This is a genomic window from Pseudomonas sp. ICMP 561 (assembly GCF_002699985.1).
Lineage (GTDB): Bacteria > Pseudomonadota > Gammaproteobacteria > Pseudomonadales > Pseudomonadaceae > Aquipseudomonas > Aquipseudomonas quasicaspiana.
Map to the genome: position 1 here is coordinate 416303 of NZ_LKBT01000023.1, position 20242 is coordinate 436544.

The window sequence follows — 20242 nt, forward strand, 5'->3', positions numbered from 1 at the left end:
GCTTATGTGCTAATGACCAGCCGGTTCCACCAGTGGTTCCTGATTCAGCTATCATGCTCGCCTTTTGCGTCGCTGAGGTTAATTCTCTCGTATAGGTCGACGTGTTCAGGAGCACCCCATGAACACCCTGTTTATGCACTGTCGTCCGGGCTTTGAAGGTGAGGTCTGTTCGGAAATCGCCGAGCATGCGGCACGCCTCAATGTGTCCGGCTACGCCAAAGCCAAGCCAAATACCGCCTGCGCCGAATTTGTCTGCACCGAAGACGATGGTGCCGAGCGGCTTATGAATGGCCAGCGCTTCTCGAAACTGATCTTCCCTCGCCAATGGGCTCGGGGTGTGTTTCTGGAGTTGCCGGAAACAGACCGCATCAGTGTCATTCTTGCGCACATGGCTAGCTTTGCCACCTGCGGCAGCCTGTGGCTGGAAGTGGTCGACACCAACGATGGCAAGGAGCTTTCGACGTTCTGTCGCAAGTTCGAAGCCCCGTTGCGCAAGGCGCTGACTCAGGCTGGCAAGCTGGTCGACGATCCGCGTAAGCCACGCTTGTTGCTGACCTTCAAGAGTGGTCGTGAGGTGTTTCTCGGACTGGCTGATGCCGACAATTCGGCGATGTGGCCCATGGGCATCCCTCGTCTGAAATTTCCCCGTGAAGCGCCAAGTCGTTCGACGCTGAAACTGGAAGAGGCCTGGCATCACTTCATCCCGCGTGATCAGTGGGATGAGCGTCTTTCCGGTGACATGACCGGTGTCGACCTCGGTGCTGCGCCGGGTGGCTGGACTTACCAACTGGTGCGCCGCGGCATGCTGGTGACGGCCATCGACAACGGGCCAATGGCCGAAAGCCTGATGGACACCGGGCTGGTTCAGCATTTGATGGCCGATGGGTTTACTTACAAACCGCGCCAACCGGTGGACTGGATGGTGTGTGACATCGTCGAGAAACCTGCGCGTAATGCTGCTTTGCTGGAAACCTGGCTGGGCGAGGGCTTGTGTCGCGAAGCCGTGGTCAACCTCAAATTGCCGATGAAGCAGCGTTATGCCGAAGTCAGTCGCCTGTTGCTGCGCATTGAGGAAGGCTTCGAAGCGCGAGGTATTCGGGTTGAGATCGGCTGCAAGCAGCTGTACCACGACCGCGAAGAAGTGACCTGCCATTTGCGTCGGCTGGACGGGAAGCGCAAGGGCTGAAGATAAGGCCCCCACACGCTCAACTCGTAGGACCGGCTTTAGCCGGGAGGGCTCCGAGATATTCGCTAAATTTGCTTCTGCAGAAATACTGCCCTCCCGGCTAAAGCCGGTCCTACAAGATCAATATAGATCTCCCACAGGTAAAATCGCATTTCTATCGCCGGACACCGGCTGCCCTCGTATAATGCCCGGCCTTGTCGTCCGGCCTTTTGTGAGCCTATGTACCCGATTCCCGAAATTGAAGCCTTCCTCCTTTGCCGCACCCCCGACAGTTGGGTCCAGGCTGCATTATGCAATCTGGATATCCTGCTGATCGACCACGCGAACAACGAAAAGAAGGCGGCCGGGGCGGCGTTTCAGTTCATGTTCCAGTACAACGACAAGTTCGACCTGCTAAGCAAGATGTCGCGCCTCGCCCGTGAAGAACTGCGGCACTTCGAGCAAGTGCTGAGCATCATCCGCAAGCGCGAAATCCCCATGGCCAACGTCAGTTCTGCACGGTATGCCGGGGCTCTGCGCAAGCTGGTGCGCAATCACAATCCGTATCGTCTGACGGATGCGTTGATCGTCGGGGCGATTGTCGAAGCCCGTTCCTGCGAGCGCTTCGCCTGTCTGGTGCCGCATCTGGATGAGGAACTGGGCAAGTTCTACGCCGGGCTGTTGAAATCCGAAGCACGGCATTTTCAGGACTACCTGAAGCTGGCCTATACCTATGGCGACAAGGCTGATGTTGACGCCAAAATCGAAGAAGTCCGCCTCGCCGAACGCGAACTGATCGAAAGCCCGGACGAAGAGTTCCGGTTCCACAGCGGTGTGCCGGCGTTCGGTTGAGCCCGATCTCTCAACCAGCTTTCTGACCTATGGCGACACGCCTACCGCGCTAAACCGGTAGGAGCGAATTTGTTCGCGAGGCGGTGTGTCAGCGACTGATGTTTTTCAGTCATGCCCCTCGCGAACAAGTTCGCTCCTACCGACTTCGCAACCTGCCTTCTCACCTCGCCAAAATCGAAACTATCCACATTGTCGAGCGCTGGCCTTCCTCAATCTGCACTGAACCGGTAGGAGCGAACTTGTTCGCGAAGCGTTGTGTCAGCGACTGATGTTTTTCAGTCATGCCCCCTCGCGAACAAGTTCGCTCCTATCGGTTTAGCACACGTCTCGCTTCCTAAAAATAGTAAGCAAGCTAATAAAAGCTTTGCCATTTGCTGCCTAGGCAGTAATATCACCACATTCTCTGCCTAGGCAGCTAATTTGGTGGATTCATGAAACATTTCAGTCCTGACAATCAGCAGTCGACGATCATGGGCATGCTGATCGGCCGCACCAATTCGCTGAAGGATCGCATTCTCGACAAGCAATTAGTGCCCTACGGCATCACTTTCTCGCAGTTCAAGGTGTTGATCATCGTTGCCCAGTTCCGTGCGGACACTCCCGCTGAATTGTGTCGGCACCTGTCTCTGGACAGCGGTTCCATGACCCGCATGCTTGATCGCCTTGAGCAGAAACAATTGCTGGAGCGCACCCGATCGGCTACTGATCGGCGTCAGGTTCAGCTCGTTCTGACAGAGCAGGGGCGAATCATCACCGACCAATTGCCACAGATTGGCGCTGAAGCCATGAATGAGCTGCTTGGCGTGCTGGATGCGGAAGAGGTGGCAAGTCTGGAGCGAATCCTCAGCAAGGTGCTGATTGATGCCAACGATCACATCGCCATTACCCGTCTGAGTTTCAAAGACAGAGGTGCAGAATGAGCCTTTCTATATCGCGGGCGCGCTATAGCCTGTTGCTGATCGCCCTGAGTGTCGCCGGTTGCGCCAACTACAGCGGCCTGACCACCCAAGGCAAAAGCCTTGACGCTAATAACCTGCAAGCCGAACACAGCCTGCAAGGTATTAGCCTGTCGCCTGCGGCCTGGCCTAAACGTGACTGGTGGACAAACCTCGGCGATCCTCAACTGAACGCCCTGATCGACGAAGCCCTGCGCGATAGCCCCGACATGCAGGTCGCCAATGCGCGCACTCATCAAGCCATGGCTTCGGCTTACGCTGCCGATGCGGCACGTATGCCTACGGTCGACGCCGACGCCAGTGTCAGCCGCTCGCGCCTGGCCCGGGATCAGGACCCAAGTGGCATGGGCGGGCGCTACAGCACGTTGCGCAGTCTCGCGGTGAACTTCAATTACAACTTCGATTTGTGGGGCGGCCAGCGGGCAGCCTGGGAAGCGGCTTTGGGTCAGGCTCGCGCTGCTGAAGTCGATGAACAAGCTGCGCGCCTGACGTTGGCTGCCGATGTGGCACGTGCCTACAGCAATGTAGGCCAGGCTTACATCGTTCATGATCTGGCGACTGAGGATCTCAAGCGCACGCAACAATTGCTCAACCTGGGCAATCAGCGCCTGCAGTCCGGGATCGACAGCCAGTATCAATATCAGCAGACCGAAAGCCTGGAGGCCAACTCCCAAGAGGCGCTGATCGCTGCCGAGAAAAGCCTGCGCAGCGCCAAAATCGCTTTGGCGGTGCTACTCGGTAAAGGCCCGGATCGCGGTCAGGAAATCGCCAGACCCAACGTGCTCAAACCGGCCGTTGTTACCTTGCCGACTTCATTGCCAGCCGAGTTGCTGGGACGTCGGCCTGACATCGTCGCGGCCCGCTGGCGCGTTGAAGCCGCGAGCAAGAACATCGTGGCGGGCAAGACCAATTTCTATCCGAACCTGAACCTCAGTGCCGCTGCCGGGGCTGAGTCGTTGCTGGGTGACGCTATGTTTGGTTCGGCCAGCCGCTTCTTCAATGTTGCTCCGACCATCTCCTTGCCGTTGTTCGACGGCGACCGTTTGCGTGCTGATCTGGACGCTCGCGATGCCGACTACGATCTGGCCGTGGCGCAGTACAACAAGAGCTTGGTGCGGGCCTTGGGCGACGTCAGCGACAACATCGGTCAGTTGCGTGCCATCGATGGCCAGATTCAGGCCCGTCAGCACGCCACGGATGTGGTCCAGCAATCTTTCAACACCGTGACCCAGCGCTATGGCTCGGGGATCGGCAATTACCTGGACGTGCTGACTACAGAGCAGCAATTACTCCAGTCACAACGCCAACTGGCTGATCTCAACGCCGAACGAATCGATTTATCGATCCAGTTGATGCAAGCCCTGGGCGGTGGTTTCGAGGGCGAAAGTCCCTCCGACGCCACTTCATCAACTGCTTCGCTGACTAACTCAAGGTAATCGTCATGGCCACTGCCGCTAGCGAAAACACTTCTGGGAACGCTCCGGAAAACAGTAAAAAAGACACTAACCCACGTAAGCGCAAACTGCTCCTGATCGGCTTGGCGCTCGTGGTCATTCTCGGCGGGTTGGGCGTCTGGGCCTGGCATGAACTGTATGGCCGCTGGAATGAAAACACCGACGATGCTTATGTGAACGGCAACGTGGTGGAAATCACTCCGCTGGTCACCGGCACCGTGACCAGCATTGGCGCGGATGATGGTGATCTGGTTCGCGCCGGTCAGGTGTTGCTGCAATTTGACCCTGCGGATGCCGAAGTCGGTCTGCAAAGTGCCGAAGCCAATCTGGGCAAGACTGTGCGGCAGGTTCGCGGTCTGTACAGCAATGTCGACGGCATGAAAGCTCAGTTGGCAGCCCAGCGCGCTGAAGTGAAAAAGGCTCAGGACAACTACACCCGACGCAAGAGTCTGGCCGCTGGCGGGGCAATTTCTCAGGAAGAACTCTCCCATGCCCATGACGATTTGATCAGTGCGCAAAGCGCCTTGAGCAATGTTCAGCAGCAACTGGCGAGTAGCGTCGCGTTGGTGGATGACACCGAAGTGTCGTCGCACCCGGACGTGAAGGCCGCTGCGGCTCAGGTGCGTCAGGCTTACCTGGCCAATGCTCGCAGCACCTTGATCGCACCCGTCACCGGTTATGTCGCCAAACGAACGGTACAACTGGGTCAGCGCGTTCAGCCTGGCACCGCATTGATGGCGGTGATTCCGCTGGATCAGTTGTGGATCGATGCCAACTTCAAGGAAACCCAACTGGGCAAAATGCGCATTGGTCAGCCGGTGGAAATCGAGTCGGATCTTTACGGCAGCGACGTGAAGTACAGCGGCACCATCGACAGCCTGGGTGCCGGTACCGGCAGTGCATTCGCTCTGCTGCCTGCACAGAACGCCACCGGCAACTGGATCAAGATCGTTCAGCGCGTTCCCGTTCGTGTCCACATCAACGCAGAAGAACTGGCGAAGCATCCGCTGCGCATCGGCCTGTCCACGACAGTTAACGTCGATCTGCATGATCAGAGCGGACCGGTATTGGCGCAACAGCCGCCGAAGCAGGCTTCGTTCAGCACCAACGTCTATGAGCAGCAACTGGCCGAGGCAGATGCCTTGATCAATCGTCTGATTCATGAAAACAGCGCACTGACCGGCAAGACTGCTCAGCGCTGATCCGCCAATCCGCGTGCCCTGGCCTTTGAACGGCCGGGGCAGCGTCAAGTTTTCAGGGATTCGCGATGAGCGCCAACGCCCCCGCATCATTTACGCCGCCCAGCCTGCTGCTGTGTACCATCGGCCTTTCGCTGGCGACCTTCATGCAGGTTCTCGATACGACGATTGCCAACGTCGCCTTGCCGACCATTTCCGGCAATCTGGGCGTCAGCTCGGAGCAGGGCACTTGGGTTATTACCTCGTTCGCCGTGAGTAACGCCATCGCCTTGCCGCTGACAGGCTGGCTGAGCCGCCGTTTTGGCGAGGTGAAGCTTTTTCTGTGGGCGACGATTCTGTTTGTGCTGGCGTCGTTCCTGTGCGGGATTTCCCAGTCAATGCCTGAGCTGGTGGGCTTTCGCGTGCTGCAAGGCGTAGTGGCGGGGCCGTTGTACCCCATGACGCAAACCCTGTTGATTGCGGTGTACCCCCCGGCGAAAAGGGGGATGGCACTGGCATTGCTGGCGATGGTCACGGTGGTCGCACCGATTGCCGGGCCGATTCTCGGCGGCTGGATCACTGACAGTTACAGCTGGCCGTGGATCTTCTTCATCAACATCCCGATTGGCCTGTTCGCAGTGCTGGTCGTACGCATGCAAATGGCCAAACGGCCAGTGGTGACCAGTTACCAGCCCATGGACTATATCGGGCTGATCACTTTGATCATTGGCGTCGGTGCCTTGCAGATCGTGCTCGACAAGGGCAACGACCTGGACTGGTTCGAGTCAAATTTCATCGTCATCGGCGCGCTGATTTCAGCCGTAGCATTGTCGGTTTTCGTGATCTGGGAAATGACCGACAAGCACCCGATAGTCAATCTTCGTCTGTTTGCCTTTCGTAACTTCCGCATCGGCACCATGGTGCTGGTCGGCGGCTATTCCGGGTTCTTTGGTATCAACCTGTTGCTGCCCCAGTGGCTGCAGACCCAGATGGGCTACACGGCAACCTGGGCGGGGCTGGCTGTAGCACCCATCGGTATCTTGCCGGTGTTGATGTCGCCTTTTGTCGGCAAGTACGCACACAAGTTCGACCTGCGCGTGCTGGCCGGATTGGCGTTTCTGGCGATTGGCACCAGTTGCTTCATGCGGGCGGGCTTCACCAACGAGGTGGACTTTGAACACATCGCGCTGGTCCAGTTGTTCATGGGGGCGGGCGTGGCGTTGTTCTTCATGCCGACGTTGAGCATTCTGCTTTCAGACTTGCCGCCTAATCAGATTGCCGATGGCTCAGGGCTGGCGACGTTTTTGCGGACGCTGGGCGGTAGCTTCGCGGCATCGCTGACCACGTGGATCTGGATCCGCCGTGCCGATCAGCATCATGCGTATCTGAGTGAAAACATCAGCACTTATGATCCTGCGACCCGGGATGCGCTGAACTCACTGGGTGGTGCGAGCCCTTCGGCTTATGCGCAACTTGAGCAGACCCTCAATAGCCAGGCGTACATGATGTCCACGGTGGATTATTTCTATCTAATGGGCTGGATATTCATGGGCCTGATTCTGCTGGTCTGGCTGGCCAAACCGCCGTTTACCGCCAAGGCCGGGCCTGCGGCTGGGGGCGGGCATTGAAGTTGTCTTAAGGCTTCTGTGGGCTTTGTTGGAGCGAGGCTTGCCCGCGAAGAACGATAATGCGGTGTATCGGATCCACCGAGTCGGGCGGTTCGCGGGCAAGCCTCGCTCCAACAAATCACCCGGCGGATGTGTGCGTTATCGCCAACGCCTGCTCCGGCACAAAATCAAACGCCCCCAACTGAAACCCTTGCTCATCCACCTGCACAGCCCAGCCTTGCTTGTCCCAGTCACCCAGCACAATGCGCCGCGCCGCCTGATCGCCGATCTGTAGCTTATGGATGGCGGGGCGGTGGGTGTGGCCGTGGATCAGGGTTCGTACGTCAAATTGCTGCATCACGTTGGGCACTTCTTCTGGCGTGACGTCGACGATGTCGTTGGCTTTCATTCGGGTTTGCGAGCGGCTTTCATTGCGCAGTTTGCGCGCCAGCTTGTATCGGGTGCTCTTGGGCAGATTACGCAGCACGAACAGGGTCAGCGGGTTGCGCAGGTAACGGCGCATGCGAATGTAGCCTTCATCCCGCGTACACAGGCTGTCGCCGTGCATCAGCAGAACAGGCTCGCCGTTCAACTGAACGACGCTCGGGTCTGGCAGCAGTGTGCAGCCAGCCGCTTTACAGAAGGCACGGCCAATCATGAAGTCACGATTGCCATGCATCAGAAATATTTGGATGCCGCTATCGCTCAGCTCTCGTAAGGCCTGGCAAATCGAGCGCTGAAAGGGCGACATTGCATCATCGCCAATCCAGACCTCGAAAAAATCACCGAGGATATACAGGGCCTGAGCATCGCGGGCACGGCCCGCGATCAGATCCAGAAACGCCCGGGTAATGTCCGGGCGTTCTTCCTGCAAATGCAGATCGGAGATCAGCAATATCACTCAACGATCTCGGCTTTCTCGATGATCACGTCTTCAGTCGGTACGTCCTGGTGGCCGGATTTGCTGCCGGTGGACACGCCTTTGATCTTGTCGACAACGTCAGTGCCTTCGATCACTTCAGCGAATACAGCGTAACCCCAGCCCTGAGTGGTCTTGGCGCTGTGGTTGAGGAAGCTGTTGTCGGCAACGTTGATGAAGAACTGCGCGGAGGCCGAATGCGGCTCCATGGTACGGGCCATGGCAACGCTGTACTTCTTGTTCGGCAGACCGTTGTCAGCTTCGTTCTGGATGCTTGGGCGCTTGTCTTTCTTTTCTTTCATGCCAGGCTCGAAACCGCCGCCCTGGATCATGAAGTTACCGATGACACGGTGGAAAACGGTGTTTTCGTAGTGGCCGGCGTTGACGTATTCGATGAAGTTGGCAACGGTCAGCGGCGCTTTTTCAGCGTTCAGCTGCAGAACGATGTCGCCGTGGTTGGTGGTCAATTTTACTTTGGACATATCAAAAATCGCTCTTTTGGCATTCGTGAATGGACGCGTTATAACCCAGACGCGCAGTTTACAGAGGTCGTTACATAATTCTTTCGAGTTTTTAACTCGATGGTTTTCTTACAGGGCGCTGTTAGCCTATTGACAGCTTCGGCTATCATAAGCGCTTTGATTTAGTCGGCCTACCCTGGCCGCGCACTTGTATTGTCCAAGGATCCTATGAGCAAGCCCACTCAAGACCCCGCTGCGAATTCAAAGGCAGGCCCTGCAATTCCTACCAATTTCCTGCGCCCGATTGTCCAGGCTGACCTCGATTCGGGTAAGCACACGAAGATCGTGACCCGCTTCCCGCCTGAGCCAAACGGCTATCTGCACATCGGCCACGCCAAGTCGATCTGCGTGAATTTCGGTCTGGCTCAGGAATTCGGTGGCGTCACGCACCTGCGTTTCGACGACACCAACCCGGCCAAGGAAGACCAGGAATACATCGACGCCATTGAAAGCGACGTCAAGTGGCTGGGCTTCGAGTGGGATGGCGAAGTGCGCTATGCCTCGCAGTATTTCGATCAATTGCACGACTGGGCTGTCGAGCTGATCAAGGCTGGCAAGGCTTACGTGGACGATCTGACCCCGGAACAGGCGCGCGAATATCGCGGCACCCTGACCGAGCCGGGCAAGAACAGCCCGTTCCGTGAGCGCAGCGTTGAGGAAAACCTTGACCTGTTCGCCCGCATGAAAGCCGGTGAGTTCGAAGACGGTGCCCGTGTACTGCGCGCCAAAATCGACATGGCTTCGCCGAACATGAACCTGCGGGACCCGATCCTGTATCGCATTCGTCATGCTCACCACCACCAGACCGGCGACAAGTGGTGCATCTACCCGATCTACGACTTCACCCACGGTCAGTCGGATGCCATCGAAGGCATCACGCACTCGATCTGCACCCTGGAGTTCGAAAGCCATCGTCCGCTGTATGACTGGTTCCTCGATAACCTGCCGGTGCCAAGCAAACCGCGCCAGTACGAGTTCTCGCGCCTGAACCTGAACTACACCATCACCAGCAAGCGCAAGCTCAAGCAACTGGTCGATGAGAAGCACGTTCACGGTTGGGACGACCCGCGCATGTCGACGCTGTCGGGTTTCCGCCGCCGTGGCTACACGCCGAAGTCGATTCGTAACTTCTGCGAAATGATCGGCACCAACCGTTCCGACGGCGTAGTCGATTTCGGCATGCTGGAATTCAGTATCCGCGACGATCTGGACCACAGCGCTCCGCGTGCCATGTGCGTGCTGCGTCCGTTGAAAGTCGTGATCACTAATTATCCGGAAGGTCAGGTCGAGAAGCTTGAGCTGCCGCGCCACCCGAAAGAAGACCTCGGCGTACGCGAGCTGCCGTTCTCCCGCGAGATCTACATCGACCGCGACGACTACATGGAAGAGCCGCCAAAGGGCTACAAGCGTCTGGAGCCGAATGGCGAAGTGCGCCTGCGTGGCAGCTACGTGATCCGTGCCGACGAAGCGATCAAGGATGCCGACGGCAACATCGTCGAGCTGCGTTGCTCTTACGACCCCGACACCCTGGGCAAGAACCCTGAAGGCCGTAAGGTCAAAGGCGTTGTGCACTGGGTCCCGGCGGCTGAAAGCGTTGAATGCGAAGTCCGTCTTTACGACCGTCTGTTCCGTTCGCCAAATCCTGAAAAGACCGAAGACGGCGCGACCTTCCTGGACAACATCAATCCGGATTCCCTGCAAGTGCTGACCGGTTGTCGTGCTGAACCTTCATTGGGACAAGCGCAACCGGAAGACCGTTTCCAGTTCGAACGCGAAGGTTATTTCTGCGCGGACATCAAGGACTCGAAACCTGGTCAACCAGTCTTCAACCGCACGGTGACGTTGCGGGACTCCTGGACCTGAGGCAAGCAAGTGCTTTCTATCTACAACACGCTCACCAAGAGCAAAGAAGTCTTCAAACCGCTGGATGGCAACAAGGTGCGTATGTATGTCTGCGGGATGACCGTGTACGACTACTGCCACCTGGGCCACGGCCGCAGCATGGTGGCGTTCGACCTCGTGACCCGCTGGCTGCGCTTCAGCGGTTACGACCTGACGTATGTGCGCAACATCACTGACATTGACGACAAGATCATCAATCGTGCCCGTGAAAACGGCGAGTCGTTTGATGCGCTGACGGCGCGAATGATTGATGCGATGCATGAGGACGAAGCACGGCTGAATATCCTCAAGCCGGATATGGAGCCGCGTGCCACCGATTACATCGACGGCATGCACGCCATGATTCAGACCTTGATCGACAAGGGCTACGCCTATGCACCGGGTAATGGCGACGTTTATTACCGCGTCGGCAAATTCCTCGGTTACGGCAAGCTGTCGCGCAAGAAGATCGAAGACCTGCGCATTGGCGCACGTATCGAAGTGGACGAGTCCAAGGACGATCCGCTGGACTTCGTGCTCTGGAAAGGCGTCAAACCGGGCGAGCCCAGCTGGGAATCGCCATGGGGTGCAGGGCGTCCGGGCTGGCACATCGAGTGCTCGGTGATGTCCACCTGCTGCCTGGGTGAGACGTTCGATATTCATGGCGGCGGCAGCGACCTTGAGTTTCCGCACCATGAAAACGAAATCGCCCAGAGCGAAGCGGCCACTGGCAAGACCTACGCCAACGCATGGTTGCACTGCGGCATGATTCGCATCAATGGCGAGAAGATGTCCAAGTCATTGAACAACTTCTTCACCATCCGCGACGTGCTGGAAAAATACTCGCCGGAAGTGGTGCGGTATCTGTTGGTTTCCAGTCACTACCGCAGCGCGATCAACTATTCCGAAGACAGTCTCAGGGAATCCAAGAGCGCGCTGGAGCGTTTCTACCACGCCCTTCGTGGCTTGCCGGTTTCCGAGCCGGTGGGTGGTGAGGCATTCGTGGAGCGTTTCTCTGCGGCCATGAACGACGACTTCGGTACGCCTGAAGCGTGCGCGGTGTTGTTCGAGATGGTTCGTGAAATCAACCGTTTGCGCGAAACAGACTTGGCGGCCGCCGCCGGTTTGGCGGCGCGCTTGAAACAACTGGCCAGTGTGTTGGGCGTCTTGCAGCTTGAAGCCGATGACTTTTTGCGCGCAGGCGCGGAAGGGCGGGTTGACGCGGCAGAAGTTGAAGCGCTGATCCAGGCGCGTCTCGCTGCCCGCGCAGCCAAGGATTGGGCCGAGTCCGACCGCATCCGCGACCAGATCACCGCCATGGGCGTGGCGCTGGAAGATGGTAAGGGCGGTACGACTTGGCGGTTGGCGGATTGATTCGCTGCGGGTGCTTTTGATTAGTCTCTGTTGGAGCGAGGCTTGCCCGCGAAGAACGATGATGCGGTGTTGCTGAGTAACCGCGCTATCGTTCTTCGCGGGCAAGCCTCGCTCCAACAAGGATCGCATCTTTCTGTCGGGGGAGGCTCAACCCTGCTGTTCCCGTAACCGCTTATAAAGCGTATTCCGGCTTACCCCCAGGCGCTTGGCCAGTTGGGAAATATTACCGCCCGCCGCCCGCAACAGCTCATCCAGATTCTCTACCTCGCTCAGCTGTGCTTTATCGCTGAGGACCGGCTGCATACCCTGTAAGTCCATCTCCAGATCCGCGAAGAAATCATCCGGAAGATGCTCCGTACCGATGACCTCATCGTCCGCCAGCGCCAACGCCACCTGAATCACATTGCTGAGCTGGCGCAAGTTGCCCGGCCACGGGTGGCGATCAAACAACTCCAGCACTTTCGGTTCGAAGCCTCGAGTCTGCTGCACTTCGCGATGCTGGTCCCAGAGCCGCTGAACCAGTGCCGCCTTGTCAGTACGCTCACGCAGCGGCGGCAGCTCCAGATTCAGCCCGCTGATCCGGTAATACAAATCCTGACGAAAGCGCCCGGCCAATACTTCGTCGCGCAAATTGCGGTTCGTCGCGGATATCAGTCGCACATCCACCGCATGCAATTCGCTGCTGCCTAACGGCTGCACGCAACGCTCCTGCAAAACCCGTAACAGACGAGCCTGAACCGGCAGCGGCATGTCGCCGATTTCGTCGAGGAAAAGCGTGCCCTTGTCCGCCTTGCGAATCAGACCGATGCTGCCTTTATGGTGCGCGCCGGTGAATGCGCCTTTTTCATAGCCAAACAGCTCTGACTCCACCAGTTCGGCCGGAATGGCTGCACAGTTGACCGCGATCAATGGCTTGGTGGATCGGGAGCTGGCGTTGTGCAGCGCTTTGACGAACACCTCTTTACCCACACCGGTTTCGCCATGAATCAACAGGGCAATGTTTTTCTCAAGCAGCCGTTCGGCCTGGCGCACGGCTTTGTCGACTCTTGCATCTCCAAGGCTGACCGCCGACAGAGGGACGCCGTCGTGCGATACCGGTTTCGGTGCGGGCTGAAAAGCGTGAATGTTTAGCGGATTACGTTTGGGCCGTCTCAATACGCCATGAAATCGGTTGTTGCCCGAGGCCAGTAGCGAGAAGGGCAGGCCTTCAGGTTGATTGAGCAGAAAAGCCGTCGGGTTATTGAACAGCGCCTCGATACTGGTCCGCATCAGGCTGACCCCCAACAAATTGTCGGCGCGACGGTTCGCGCTGATGATCCGCCCGCTTTCATCAAATATCAGCAAGCCTGCCCACTGGCTGTCGAGGTTGTTCAGTCCGGTGTTGAAGGTCAGCTGGAAGTGGCTGTCCTGAAACTGGTCGAGGATCAGTCGGTTCTCCACCGACTGACTCATCATTTTCACCATGCCCAGCGTGTGGGAAGGCGGCAGGAAGCTATCGCTGGAAACATCCAGTACCGCAACCAATCGTCGCGCCGCATCGTAAATCGGTGCCGCCGAGCCGGTCATGAAACGGTTGGCTTTGAGAAAGTGTTCGTTGTGCTCGATATGTACGGCCTGTTCGCAGACGAGCGCAGTGCCAATGGCATTGGTTCCCGTGGCGCTTTCGATCCAGCTGGCGCCTGCCATGAAACCATGCGCGTGGGAGGGTTCGACAAAACGCTGGGTGCCCCACGACTTGAGCAACTGACCACGATTATCGGCCAGCATGATCAGGCAGTTGGAATTACTGAGGATGTTTTCGTAAAACGGCAGGACTTCCTGGTGGGTGGTGTGCACCAGCGCCTGATGGCGCTCCAGTAACTGCGATACCTGATCCGTCGGCAACTGGCCGAAAGAGGGTCTGGACTGATGACTCAGACCAAAGTCCCTACAGCGGGACCATGAGTCTCGGATGATGGCGTCATGAGCAACGGATGCACGGTGTATGGCCATGGTGGATCCTGCATGTATTTTTATTTTTCTTATTGATCTGGCACGGGCGTCCAATCCCGTGCGTGCGTCCAGTGTCGCTCAGGATTGTTCAAAGTCAATGTTCAGTTTGTTCAGGTGTTCAGTTTTTATTGTTCACTTTTGTTCAGCACTGAACGCTCGTAAGGCCCGTTATATCGGGCCGAGGCTCTATCTCGGGCCTGTGCGCAGCAATGCCCGGTTTGGCACGATTGTCGCTATCTCCTGACAAGAATTCGCGCACACCCTGAATAAGAACTGACAAAAAAGGGCAAGCCATGTCTCTAACGCTGGAGCACGTCAGCCGTGTGGTCGACGGCCAAACCTGGATCGACGACGCATCGTTGAGTTTCGAACCCGGTTCTTTTAATGTCTTGCTGGGCCGTACACTGTCCGGCAAGACCAGTCTGATGCGGCTGATGGCCGGGCTGGACAAGCCTGATCGGGGTCGCATCCTGATGAACGGCAAGGACGTCACGCGGACGGCCGTTCGCCATCGCAATGTGTCGATGGTGTATCAGCAGTTCATCAATTACCCGAGCATGACCGTTTTCGAGAACATTGCCTCGCCATTGCGTCAGGCCGGTGTCGCCGCTGACGTGATCCAGAGCAAAGTGCTGGAAACCGCGAAGATGCTGCGCATCGAGAAGTTTCTGACCCGCTATCCACTGGAGCTGTCCGGTGGTCAGCAGCAGCGCACTGCCATGGCCCGGGCGCTGGTCAAGGATGCCGACCTGATTCTGTTCGATGAGCCGCTGGTCAACCTCGACTACAAGCTGCGCGAAGAGCTGCGTCAGGAAATGCGCGAGCTGTTCGAAGCACGCCACACCATCGCTATCTACGCCACCACTGAACCCAATGAAGCCTTGGCCCTGGGCGGCACGACCACGGTGCTGCATGAAGGCCGGGTGATTCAGAGTGGCCGGACGCCGGAGGTTTACCACCAGCCGCAAACCGTTCTGGCAGCAGAACTGTTCTCCGAGCCGCCGATCAATTTGATGCCTGGTCGTATTCAGGGCAGTGAAGTCAGCTTTGCCAATTTCGTCCATTTCCCCCTCAACGTTGATCTGCGCAAGATCGGCGATGGCGAGTACCGCTTTGGCGTTCGCCCCAGCCACCTGAGTCTGGTGCCATCCAATGATGATGATCTTGAGCTGGCAGTGACGGTAGAGCTGGCGGAAATCAGCGGCTCTGAGACGTTTCTGCATGTGCGTAACGAGCATTTCCCGCTGGTGCTGCACTTGCCGGGGGTACATGCCTACGACGTTGATGCGTCGATTCGGGTGTACATTCCGACCCATAAATTGTTTGTGTTCGATGAGCAGGGTCGCCTGATTCAGGCACCCGGCTTGCGTATGGCGAGGGTTGCCTGATGGCCGAGATTCGACTGCAAAACCTCGCTCACAGCTATAGCAAACATCCGAACGGGCCAGAGGATTATGCGATTCGTGAGATGAGCCATATCTGGGAGCAGGGCGGGGCGTACGCGCTACTGGGGCCTTCCGGGTGTGGTAAATCGACTTTGCTGAACGTCATTTCCGGGCTGCTCAGCCCTTCCGAAGGCCAGGTGATGTTTGACTCCAAAGTGGTCAACGACTTGTCGCCGGAGCAGCGCAACATCGCTCAGGTTTTCCAGTTTCCGGTGGTCTACGACACCATGACGGTGTACGACAATCTCGCCTTTCCCTTGCGCAATCAGGGCATGGACGAGAAGAGGATTCAAACCAAGGTTCATGAAATTGCCGATGTGCTGGACCTGCAGCCTTTACTGAAGAAAAAGGCCCGCAACCTCACCGCTGACGAAAAGCAGAAAGTCTCCATGGGTCGTGGTCTGGTGCGTGATGACGTGTCGGCGATTCTGTTCGACGAACCACTTACGGTGATCGACCCGCATTTGAAGTGGAAGCTGCGGCGCAAGCTCAAGCAGATCCACGAGCAATTCAACATCACCATGGTTTACGTCACCCATGATCAGCTCGAAGCTTCGACCTTCGCTGACAAGATCGCAGTCATGTATGGCGGTGCGATTGTCCAGTTCGGTACGCCACGAGAACTGTTCGAAAAACCACGCCACACATTCGTTGGTTATTTCATCGGTAGCCCGGGGATGAATCTCATTGAAGTCACCCCGCAAGCCGGCGGTGTGGGCTTTGGTGATGCTCATCTGCCGCTGTCCGAATCCATGCAGCAGCTCATCGCCGAGAAAAAATGGACCAGCCTGAAAGTCGGCATCCGGCCCGAGTTTGTGCATGTCTGGGACGGACCGGTGGACGATGCGTTATGCGCTGAGGTCAGTCATGTTGAAGACCTTGGCACTTACAAGATTTTGACCCTGCGCCTCGCCGGGCAAGCCTTGAAAGTGCGGCTGCAGGAAGACAAACCGGTACCCGTGGGCCAGGCCTGGATCAGCTTCCCAAGCCAGTGGCTGATGGTCTATGCGGACGAGTACTTGCTGGAGTCAGGCCATGAATAATAAGGTTCAGAACAACAAGGCGTGGTGGTTGGTATTGCCGGTTTTCCTGTTGGTGGCGTTCAGCGCCATTATCCCGATGATGACCGTAGTCAATTATTCGGTGCAGGACATCTTCGATCAGTCCAGCCGTTACTTTGTCGGCACCGACTGGTTCAGGCAGGTCCTGCAGGACCCGCGTCTGCATGACTCGTTACTGCGTCAGTTCATCTATTCCGCGTGTGTGCTGCTGATCGAGATTCCGTTGGGGATAGCTATTGCGCTGTGCATGCCGAGTAAGGGGCGCTGGTCCACGGTCTGCCTGATCGTCATGACCATTCCGCTGCTGATTCCATTTAACGTCGTCGGCACCATCTGGCAGATTTTTGGGCGTGGCGATATTGGTTTGCTGGGCTATACGCTCAACAACGTTCTGGGCATCAATTACAACTATGCGGCCAACGCATCGGACGCCTGGGTGACGGTGTTGATCATTGATGTCTGGCACTGGACATCGCTGGTTGCGCTGCTTTGCTATTCCGGCTTGCGGGCGATCCCGGATGTTTACTACCAGGCAGCACGCATTGATCGGGCCTCCAGTTGGGCGGTGTTCCGACATATCCAGTTGCCGAAGATGAAAAGTGTGTTGCTGATCGCCGTGATGCTGCGCTTCATGGACAGCTTCATGATCTATACCGAGCCCTTCGTGCTGACCGGCGGCGGGCCGGGCAACTCCACCACCTTCCTCAGTCAGACCCTGACGACCATGGCGCTGGGCCAATTCGACCTGGGCCCTGCAGCGGCATTCTCGCTGGTGTATTTCCTGATCATCCTGCTGGTGTCGTGGGTGTTCTACACCGCCATGACCCATAGCGAAAAGAACTGAGGAGGCGGACATGAATCTGCGCAAAATCATACCGCTGTGGATTTACCTGCTGTTTCTGCTGGTGCCGATCTACTGGCTGGTGAACATGTCGTTCAAGACCAACACTGAAATCCTCGGCGGCCTGACCCTGTGGCCGCAGGATTTCACCCTGGCCAACTACAAAGTGATTTTCACCGACGAAAGCTGGTACAGCGGCTACATTAATTCTCTGTACTACGTTTGCCTCAATACCGTGATCTCGCTAAGTGTCGCCTTGCCCGCCGCTTATGCGTTTTCCCGCTATCGTTTTCTGGGCGACAAGCACCTGTTCTTCTGGCTGCTGACCAATCGCATGGCACCGCCTGCGGTTTTCCTGCTGCCGTTCTTCCAGTTGTATTCGTCCATCGGCCTGTTCGATACCCACATTGCCGTCGCGCTGGCTCATTGCCTGTTCAACGTGCCATTGGCGGTGTGGATTCTGGAGGGCTTCATGTCCGGTGTGCCCAAGGAGATCGACGAAACCGCCTACATCGACGGGTATAGCTTTCCCAAGTTTTTCGCCAAGATATTTGTGCCGCTGATTGGCTCGGGTATCGGTGTGACGGCGTTCTTCTGCTTCATGTTCTCCTGGGTTGAGCTGCTGCTGGCTCGCACCCTGACGTCGGTCAACGCCAAGCCGATTGCGGCGGTGATGACGCGTACGGTATCGGCTTCGGGGATTGATTGGGGTGTCCTGGCGGCGGCGGGGGTGTTGACCATCCTGCCGGGCATGCTGGTGATCTGGTTCGTTCGTAACCACGTGGTCAAGGGCTTTGCTCTTGGTCGGGTCTGAGGAGTCGAAAAAATGGAGTGGATGTCCTGGACACTGCCCACCGCGATCTTCTTTGGCAGCATTGCGTTGCTGCTGGCAGGGATGACGGTGTGGGAATTGCGCTCGGCCAGTCTTGAGCGTCGTGGTTTTCTGCCGATTGCCACCACCCGTGGCGACCGACTGTTCATCGGGCTGTTGGGTAGCGCTTATCTGCATCTGCTGGTGATCGGCGCGACTGACTGGAGTATCTGGGTTGCTTCAGGGATTTCTCTGGTGTGGCTCCTGGTAGTAATGCGGTGGGGTTAGAGAGCGGATGGGCGCAAATGCCTGGCTGATCCGCCAAGTGGTATTCGAAGCGGGACTACATAAGAAACAACACTGGAGGTGTCTATGTTCAATAAGAAAAACAAGCTGCGACATAGCGTGACGCTGGCGACAATGGTGATGCTCAGCGGATTGAGCGTTTCGGCATGGGCCGATCAGTATGAAGATGCGGCCAAGAAGTGGGCGGCCAGCGAGTTCAAGCCGAGCACGCTGTCCGATGCCGAACAATTGAAAGAACTGGAGTGGTTCATCAAGGCTGCCGAGCCGTTTCGCGGCATGGACATCAAGGTGGTTTCCGAAACCTTGACCACCCACGAGTACGAATCTAAAACCCTGGCCAAGGCGTTCACCGAAATCACCGGCATCAAGGTCACCCATGACTTGCTGCAGGAAGGTGATGTGATTGAAAAGCTGCAGACCGCCATGCAATCGGACAAGAGCATTTACGACGGCTGGGTGAATGACTCCGACCTGATCGGTACCCATTTCCGTTACGGCAAGGCGATGTCCCTGACCGATCTGATGGCCAGTCCGGAAGGCAGCAAGGTCACGTCTCCAACGCTGGATCTGAAGGATTTCATCGGTACTTCGTTCACTACAGCACCGGACGGCAAGCTCTATCAATTGCCCGATCAGCAATTCGCCAACCTTTACTGGTTCCGCGCTGACTGGTTTGACCGCGCAGACCTGAAAGCGAAATTCAAGGCCAAGTACGGCTACGAGCTGGGCGTGCCGGTCAACTGGTCGGCGTATGAAGACATTGCCAAGTTCTTTAGCGAAGACGTCAAGGAAATCGACGGCAAGAAAGTCTACGGCCACATGGACTACGGCAAGAAAGACCCATCACTGGGCTGGCGCTTCACCGATGCCTGGTTCTCCATGGCGGGCAGTGGAGACAAGGGGCTGCCTAATGGTTTGCCGGTGGACGAGTGGGGTATTCGCGTAGAAGACTGCCATCCGGTGGGTTCCAGCATTACCCGCGGCGGCGACACCAACGGGCCAGCAGCTGTGTTTGCAACCCAGAAATACATCGATTGGCTGAAAGCCTACGCACCGCCTGAAGCCGCAGGCATGACGTTCTCCGAATCCGGGCCGGTACCTTCCCAGGGCAACGTTGCTCAGCAAATATTCTGGTACACCGCTTTCACGGCTGACATGACCAAGGCGGGTCTGCCAGTCATGAACGCCGATGGCACGCCGAAATGGCGTATGGCGCCTTCACCGAAAGGCCCGTACTGGAAAGAAGGCATGAAGCTGGGTTATCAGGACGTGGGTTCCTGGACCTTCCTCAAATCGTCTGACGAGAAAAAACGTCTGGCCGCCTGGCTCTACGCGCAGTTCGTGACGTCGAAAAGCGTTTCCCTGAAGAAAACTATCGTGGGCCTGACGCCGATTCGTGAGTCGGACATCAATTCCAAGGAAATGACCGCACTGGCACCCAAACTCGGTGGTCTCGTAGAGTTCTACCGCAGCCCGGCCCGCGTGCAATGGTCGCCTACCGGGACCAACGTGCCGGATTATCCGAAACTTGCTCAGTTGTGGTGGAGCCACGTTGCAGAGGCTGTGACCGGTGAGAAAACCGCACAGCAGGCACTGGACGGTCTGGCCAAGGATCAGGATGCGATCATGACGCGTATCGAGCGCTCCAAGGTTCAGGAGGCCAGCAAGTGCGCGCCTAAAATGAATCCGGAAACCTCTGCAGAAGAGTGGTACACCAAAGCCGAGCAGAGTGGTGGCAAGTTCCTGGCCCCACAACGCAAGCTGGCCAATGAGAAACCGAAGGGCGAAACCATTGCCTATTCAGACTTGTTGAAAAGCTGGGAAGCGGCCAAGAAGTAAGGTTGTCGAGGAATGAAAAACGGCACCCTTGGGTGCCGTT

Annotated in this window: 16 protein-coding genes and 1 pseudogene; 14 read left to right on the forward strand and 3 right to left on the reverse strand. The window is 57.1% G+C overall.

Annotated elements, in window-relative coordinates; translation table 11 throughout:
• Positions 1-118 precede the first annotated feature (118 nt).
• The 6 genes from rlmM to AO242_RS18260 all read left to right on the forward strand — a co-directional run bounded on the left by rlmM (position 119) and on the right by AO242_RS18260 (position 7233).
• Complete coding sequence (rlmM, locus tag AO242_RS18235) at positions 119-1186, forward strand: 23S rRNA (cytidine(2498)-2'-O)-methyltransferase RlmM (RefSeq protein ID WP_027902108.1); 1068 nt, start codon at positions 119-121, stop codon at positions 1184-1186.
• Positions 1187-1405: 219 nt separating this feature from the next.
• Complete coding sequence (locus AO242_RS18240) at positions 1406-2017, forward strand: tRNA-(ms[2]io[6]A)-hydroxylase (protein ID WP_099269819.1); 612 nt, start codon at positions 1406-1408, stop codon at positions 2015-2017.
• Positions 2018-2448: 431 nt separating this feature from the next.
• Complete coding sequence (locus AO242_RS18245) at positions 2449-2937, forward strand: MarR family winged helix-turn-helix transcriptional regulator (RefSeq protein WP_027902106.1); 489 nt, start codon at positions 2449-2451, stop codon at positions 2935-2937.
• Complete coding sequence (locus AO242_RS18250; RefSeq protein WP_099269820.1) at positions 2934-4409, forward strand: efflux transporter outer membrane subunit; 1476 nt, start codon at positions 2934-2936, stop codon at positions 4407-4409. The genes AO242_RS18245 and AO242_RS18250 overlap by 4 nt, the downstream gene beginning before the upstream one ends.
• A 5-nt stretch (positions 4410-4414) precedes the next feature.
• Positions 4415-5629 carry an HlyD family efflux transporter periplasmic adaptor subunit gene (locus AO242_RS18255; RefSeq protein ID WP_099269821.1) on the forward strand — a complete coding sequence of 405 codons (1215 nt, stop codon included), beginning with the start codon at positions 4415-4417 and terminating at the stop codon, positions 5627-5629.
• 65 nt (positions 5630-5694) lie between these two features.
• Positions 5695-7233: a DHA2 family efflux MFS transporter permease subunit gene (locus AO242_RS18260; protein WP_099269822.1), complete on the forward strand. Its 1539-nt coding sequence runs from the start codon at positions 5695-5697 to the stop codon at positions 7231-7233.
• Between the two features lie 118 nt (positions 7234-7351).
• Here the strand turns inward: AO242_RS18260 and lpxH are convergent, their stop codons facing one another.
• Complete coding sequence (gene lpxH / locus AO242_RS18265; protein ID WP_099269823.1) at positions 7352-8113, reverse strand: UDP-2,3-diacylglucosamine diphosphatase; 762 nt, start codon at positions 8111-8113, stop codon at positions 7352-7354.
• Positions 8110-8613 (reverse strand): peptidylprolyl isomerase, encoded by a 504-nt coding sequence (locus AO242_RS18270; RefSeq protein WP_099269824.1) that lies wholly within the window; start codon positions 8611-8613, stop codon positions 8110-8112. Before AO242_RS18270 ends, lpxH begins: the two co-directional genes overlap by 4 nt.
• A 207-nt stretch (positions 8614-8820) precedes the next feature.
• Between AO242_RS18270 and AO242_RS18275 the strand changes: the two genes are divergently transcribed.
• Together AO242_RS18275 and cysS are read left to right on the forward strand one after the other, a co-directional pair.
• Complete coding sequence (locus AO242_RS18275) at positions 8821-10515, forward strand: glutamine--tRNA ligase/YqeY domain fusion protein (RefSeq protein WP_027902100.1); 1695 nt, start codon at positions 8821-8823, stop codon at positions 10513-10515.
• A gap of 9 nt (positions 10516-10524) precedes the next feature.
• A complete protein-coding gene (gene cysS, locus AO242_RS18280; RefSeq protein ID WP_099269825.1) occupies positions 10525-11907 on the forward strand; it encodes a cysteine--tRNA ligase in 1383 nt (460 codons plus the stop codon).
• A 147-nt stretch (positions 11908-12054) separates the two neighbouring features.
• Here cysS and AO242_RS30215 read toward each other — a convergent pair.
• A pseudogene (locus AO242_RS30215) lies at positions 12055-12963 on the reverse strand (sigma-54-dependent Fis family transcriptional regulator); the annotation flags it as partial.
• 1229 nt (positions 12964-14192) lie between these two features.
• On the opposite strand from AO242_RS30215, the gene AO242_RS18290 reads away from it, so the two are divergent.
• The 6 genes from AO242_RS18290 to AO242_RS18315 all read left to right on the forward strand — a co-directional run bounded on the left by AO242_RS18290 (position 14193) and on the right by AO242_RS18315 (position 20202).
• Complete coding sequence (locus AO242_RS18290; protein WP_099269827.1) at positions 14193-15287, forward strand: ABC transporter ATP-binding protein; 1095 nt, start codon at positions 14193-14195, stop codon at positions 15285-15287.
• Complete coding sequence (locus tag AO242_RS18295; RefSeq protein ID WP_099269828.1) at positions 15287-16387, forward strand: ABC transporter ATP-binding protein; 1101 nt, start codon at positions 15287-15289, stop codon at positions 16385-16387. Before AO242_RS18290 ends, AO242_RS18295 begins: the two co-directional genes overlap by 1 nt.
• On the forward strand, positions 16380-17249 hold the full coding sequence (locus tag AO242_RS18300; RefSeq protein ID WP_027898461.1) for a carbohydrate ABC transporter permease: 870 nt from the start codon (positions 16380-16382) through the stop codon (positions 17247-17249). Before AO242_RS18295 ends, AO242_RS18300 begins: the two co-directional genes overlap by 8 nt.
• 10 nt (positions 17250-17259) lie before the next feature.
• Positions 17260-18060: a carbohydrate ABC transporter permease gene (locus AO242_RS18305; protein WP_027898462.1), complete on the forward strand. Its 801-nt coding sequence runs from the start codon at positions 17260-17262 to the stop codon at positions 18058-18060.
• Positions 18061-18072: 12 nt separating this feature from the next.
• Positions 18073-18345, forward strand: a complete 273-nt coding sequence (locus tag AO242_RS18310) for a DUF2160 domain-containing protein (RefSeq protein WP_027898463.1) — start codon at positions 18073-18075, stop codon at positions 18343-18345.
• 84 nt (positions 18346-18429) lie between these two features.
• On the forward strand, positions 18430-20202 hold the full coding sequence (locus tag AO242_RS18315) for an ABC transporter substrate-binding protein (RefSeq protein ID WP_027898464.1): 1773 nt from the start codon (positions 18430-18432) through the stop codon (positions 20200-20202).
• The last annotated feature ends 40 nt before the right edge of the window (positions 20203-20242 follow it).

What these genes read in the sequence shown, in the direction of transcription:
- rlmM (WP_027902108.1), top strand. Translation starts at nt 119, where the DNA reads ATGAACACCCTGTTTATGCACTGTCGTCCGGGCTTTGAAGGTGAGGTC.
- AO242_RS18240 (WP_099269819.1), top strand. Translation starts at nt 1,406, where the DNA reads ATGTACCCGATTCCCGAAATTGAAGCCTTCCTCCTTTGCCGCACCCCC.
- AO242_RS18245 (WP_027902106.1), top strand. Translation starts at nt 2,449, where the DNA reads ATGAAACATTTCAGTCCTGACAATCAGCAGTCGACGATCATGGGCATG.
- AO242_RS18250 (WP_099269820.1), top strand. Translation starts at nt 2,934, where the DNA reads ATGAGCCTTTCTATATCGCGGGCGCGCTATAGCCTGTTGCTGATCGCC.
- AO242_RS18255 (WP_099269821.1), top strand. Translation starts at nt 4,415, where the DNA reads ATGGCCACTGCCGCTAGCGAAAACACTTCTGGGAACGCTCCGGAAAAC.
- AO242_RS18260 (WP_099269822.1), top strand. Translation starts at nt 5,695, where the DNA reads ATGAGCGCCAACGCCCCCGCATCATTTACGCCGCCCAGCCTGCTGCTG.
- AO242_RS18270 (WP_099269824.1), bottom strand. Translation starts at nt 8,613, where the DNA reads ATGTCCAAAGTAAAATTGACCACCAACCACGGCGACATCGTTCTGCAG.
- AO242_RS18275 (WP_027902100.1), top strand. Translation starts at nt 8,821, where the DNA reads ATGAGCAAGCCCACTCAAGACCCCGCTGCGAATTCAAAGGCAGGCCCT.
- AO242_RS18290 (WP_099269827.1), top strand. Translation starts at nt 14,193, where the DNA reads ATGTCTCTAACGCTGGAGCACGTCAGCCGTGTGGTCGACGGCCAAACC.
- AO242_RS18295 (WP_099269828.1), top strand. Translation starts at nt 15,287, where the DNA reads ATGGCCGAGATTCGACTGCAAAACCTCGCTCACAGCTATAGCAAACAT.
- AO242_RS18300 (WP_027898461.1), top strand. Translation starts at nt 16,380, where the DNA reads ATGAATAATAAGGTTCAGAACAACAAGGCGTGGTGGTTGGTATTGCCG.
- AO242_RS18305 (WP_027898462.1), top strand. Translation starts at nt 17,260, where the DNA reads ATGAATCTGCGCAAAATCATACCGCTGTGGATTTACCTGCTGTTTCTG.
- AO242_RS18310 (WP_027898463.1), top strand. Translation starts at nt 18,073, where the DNA reads ATGGAGTGGATGTCCTGGACACTGCCCACCGCGATCTTCTTTGGCAGC.
- AO242_RS18315 (WP_027898464.1), top strand. Translation starts at nt 18,430, where the DNA reads ATGTTCAATAAGAAAAACAAGCTGCGACATAGCGTGACGCTGGCGACA.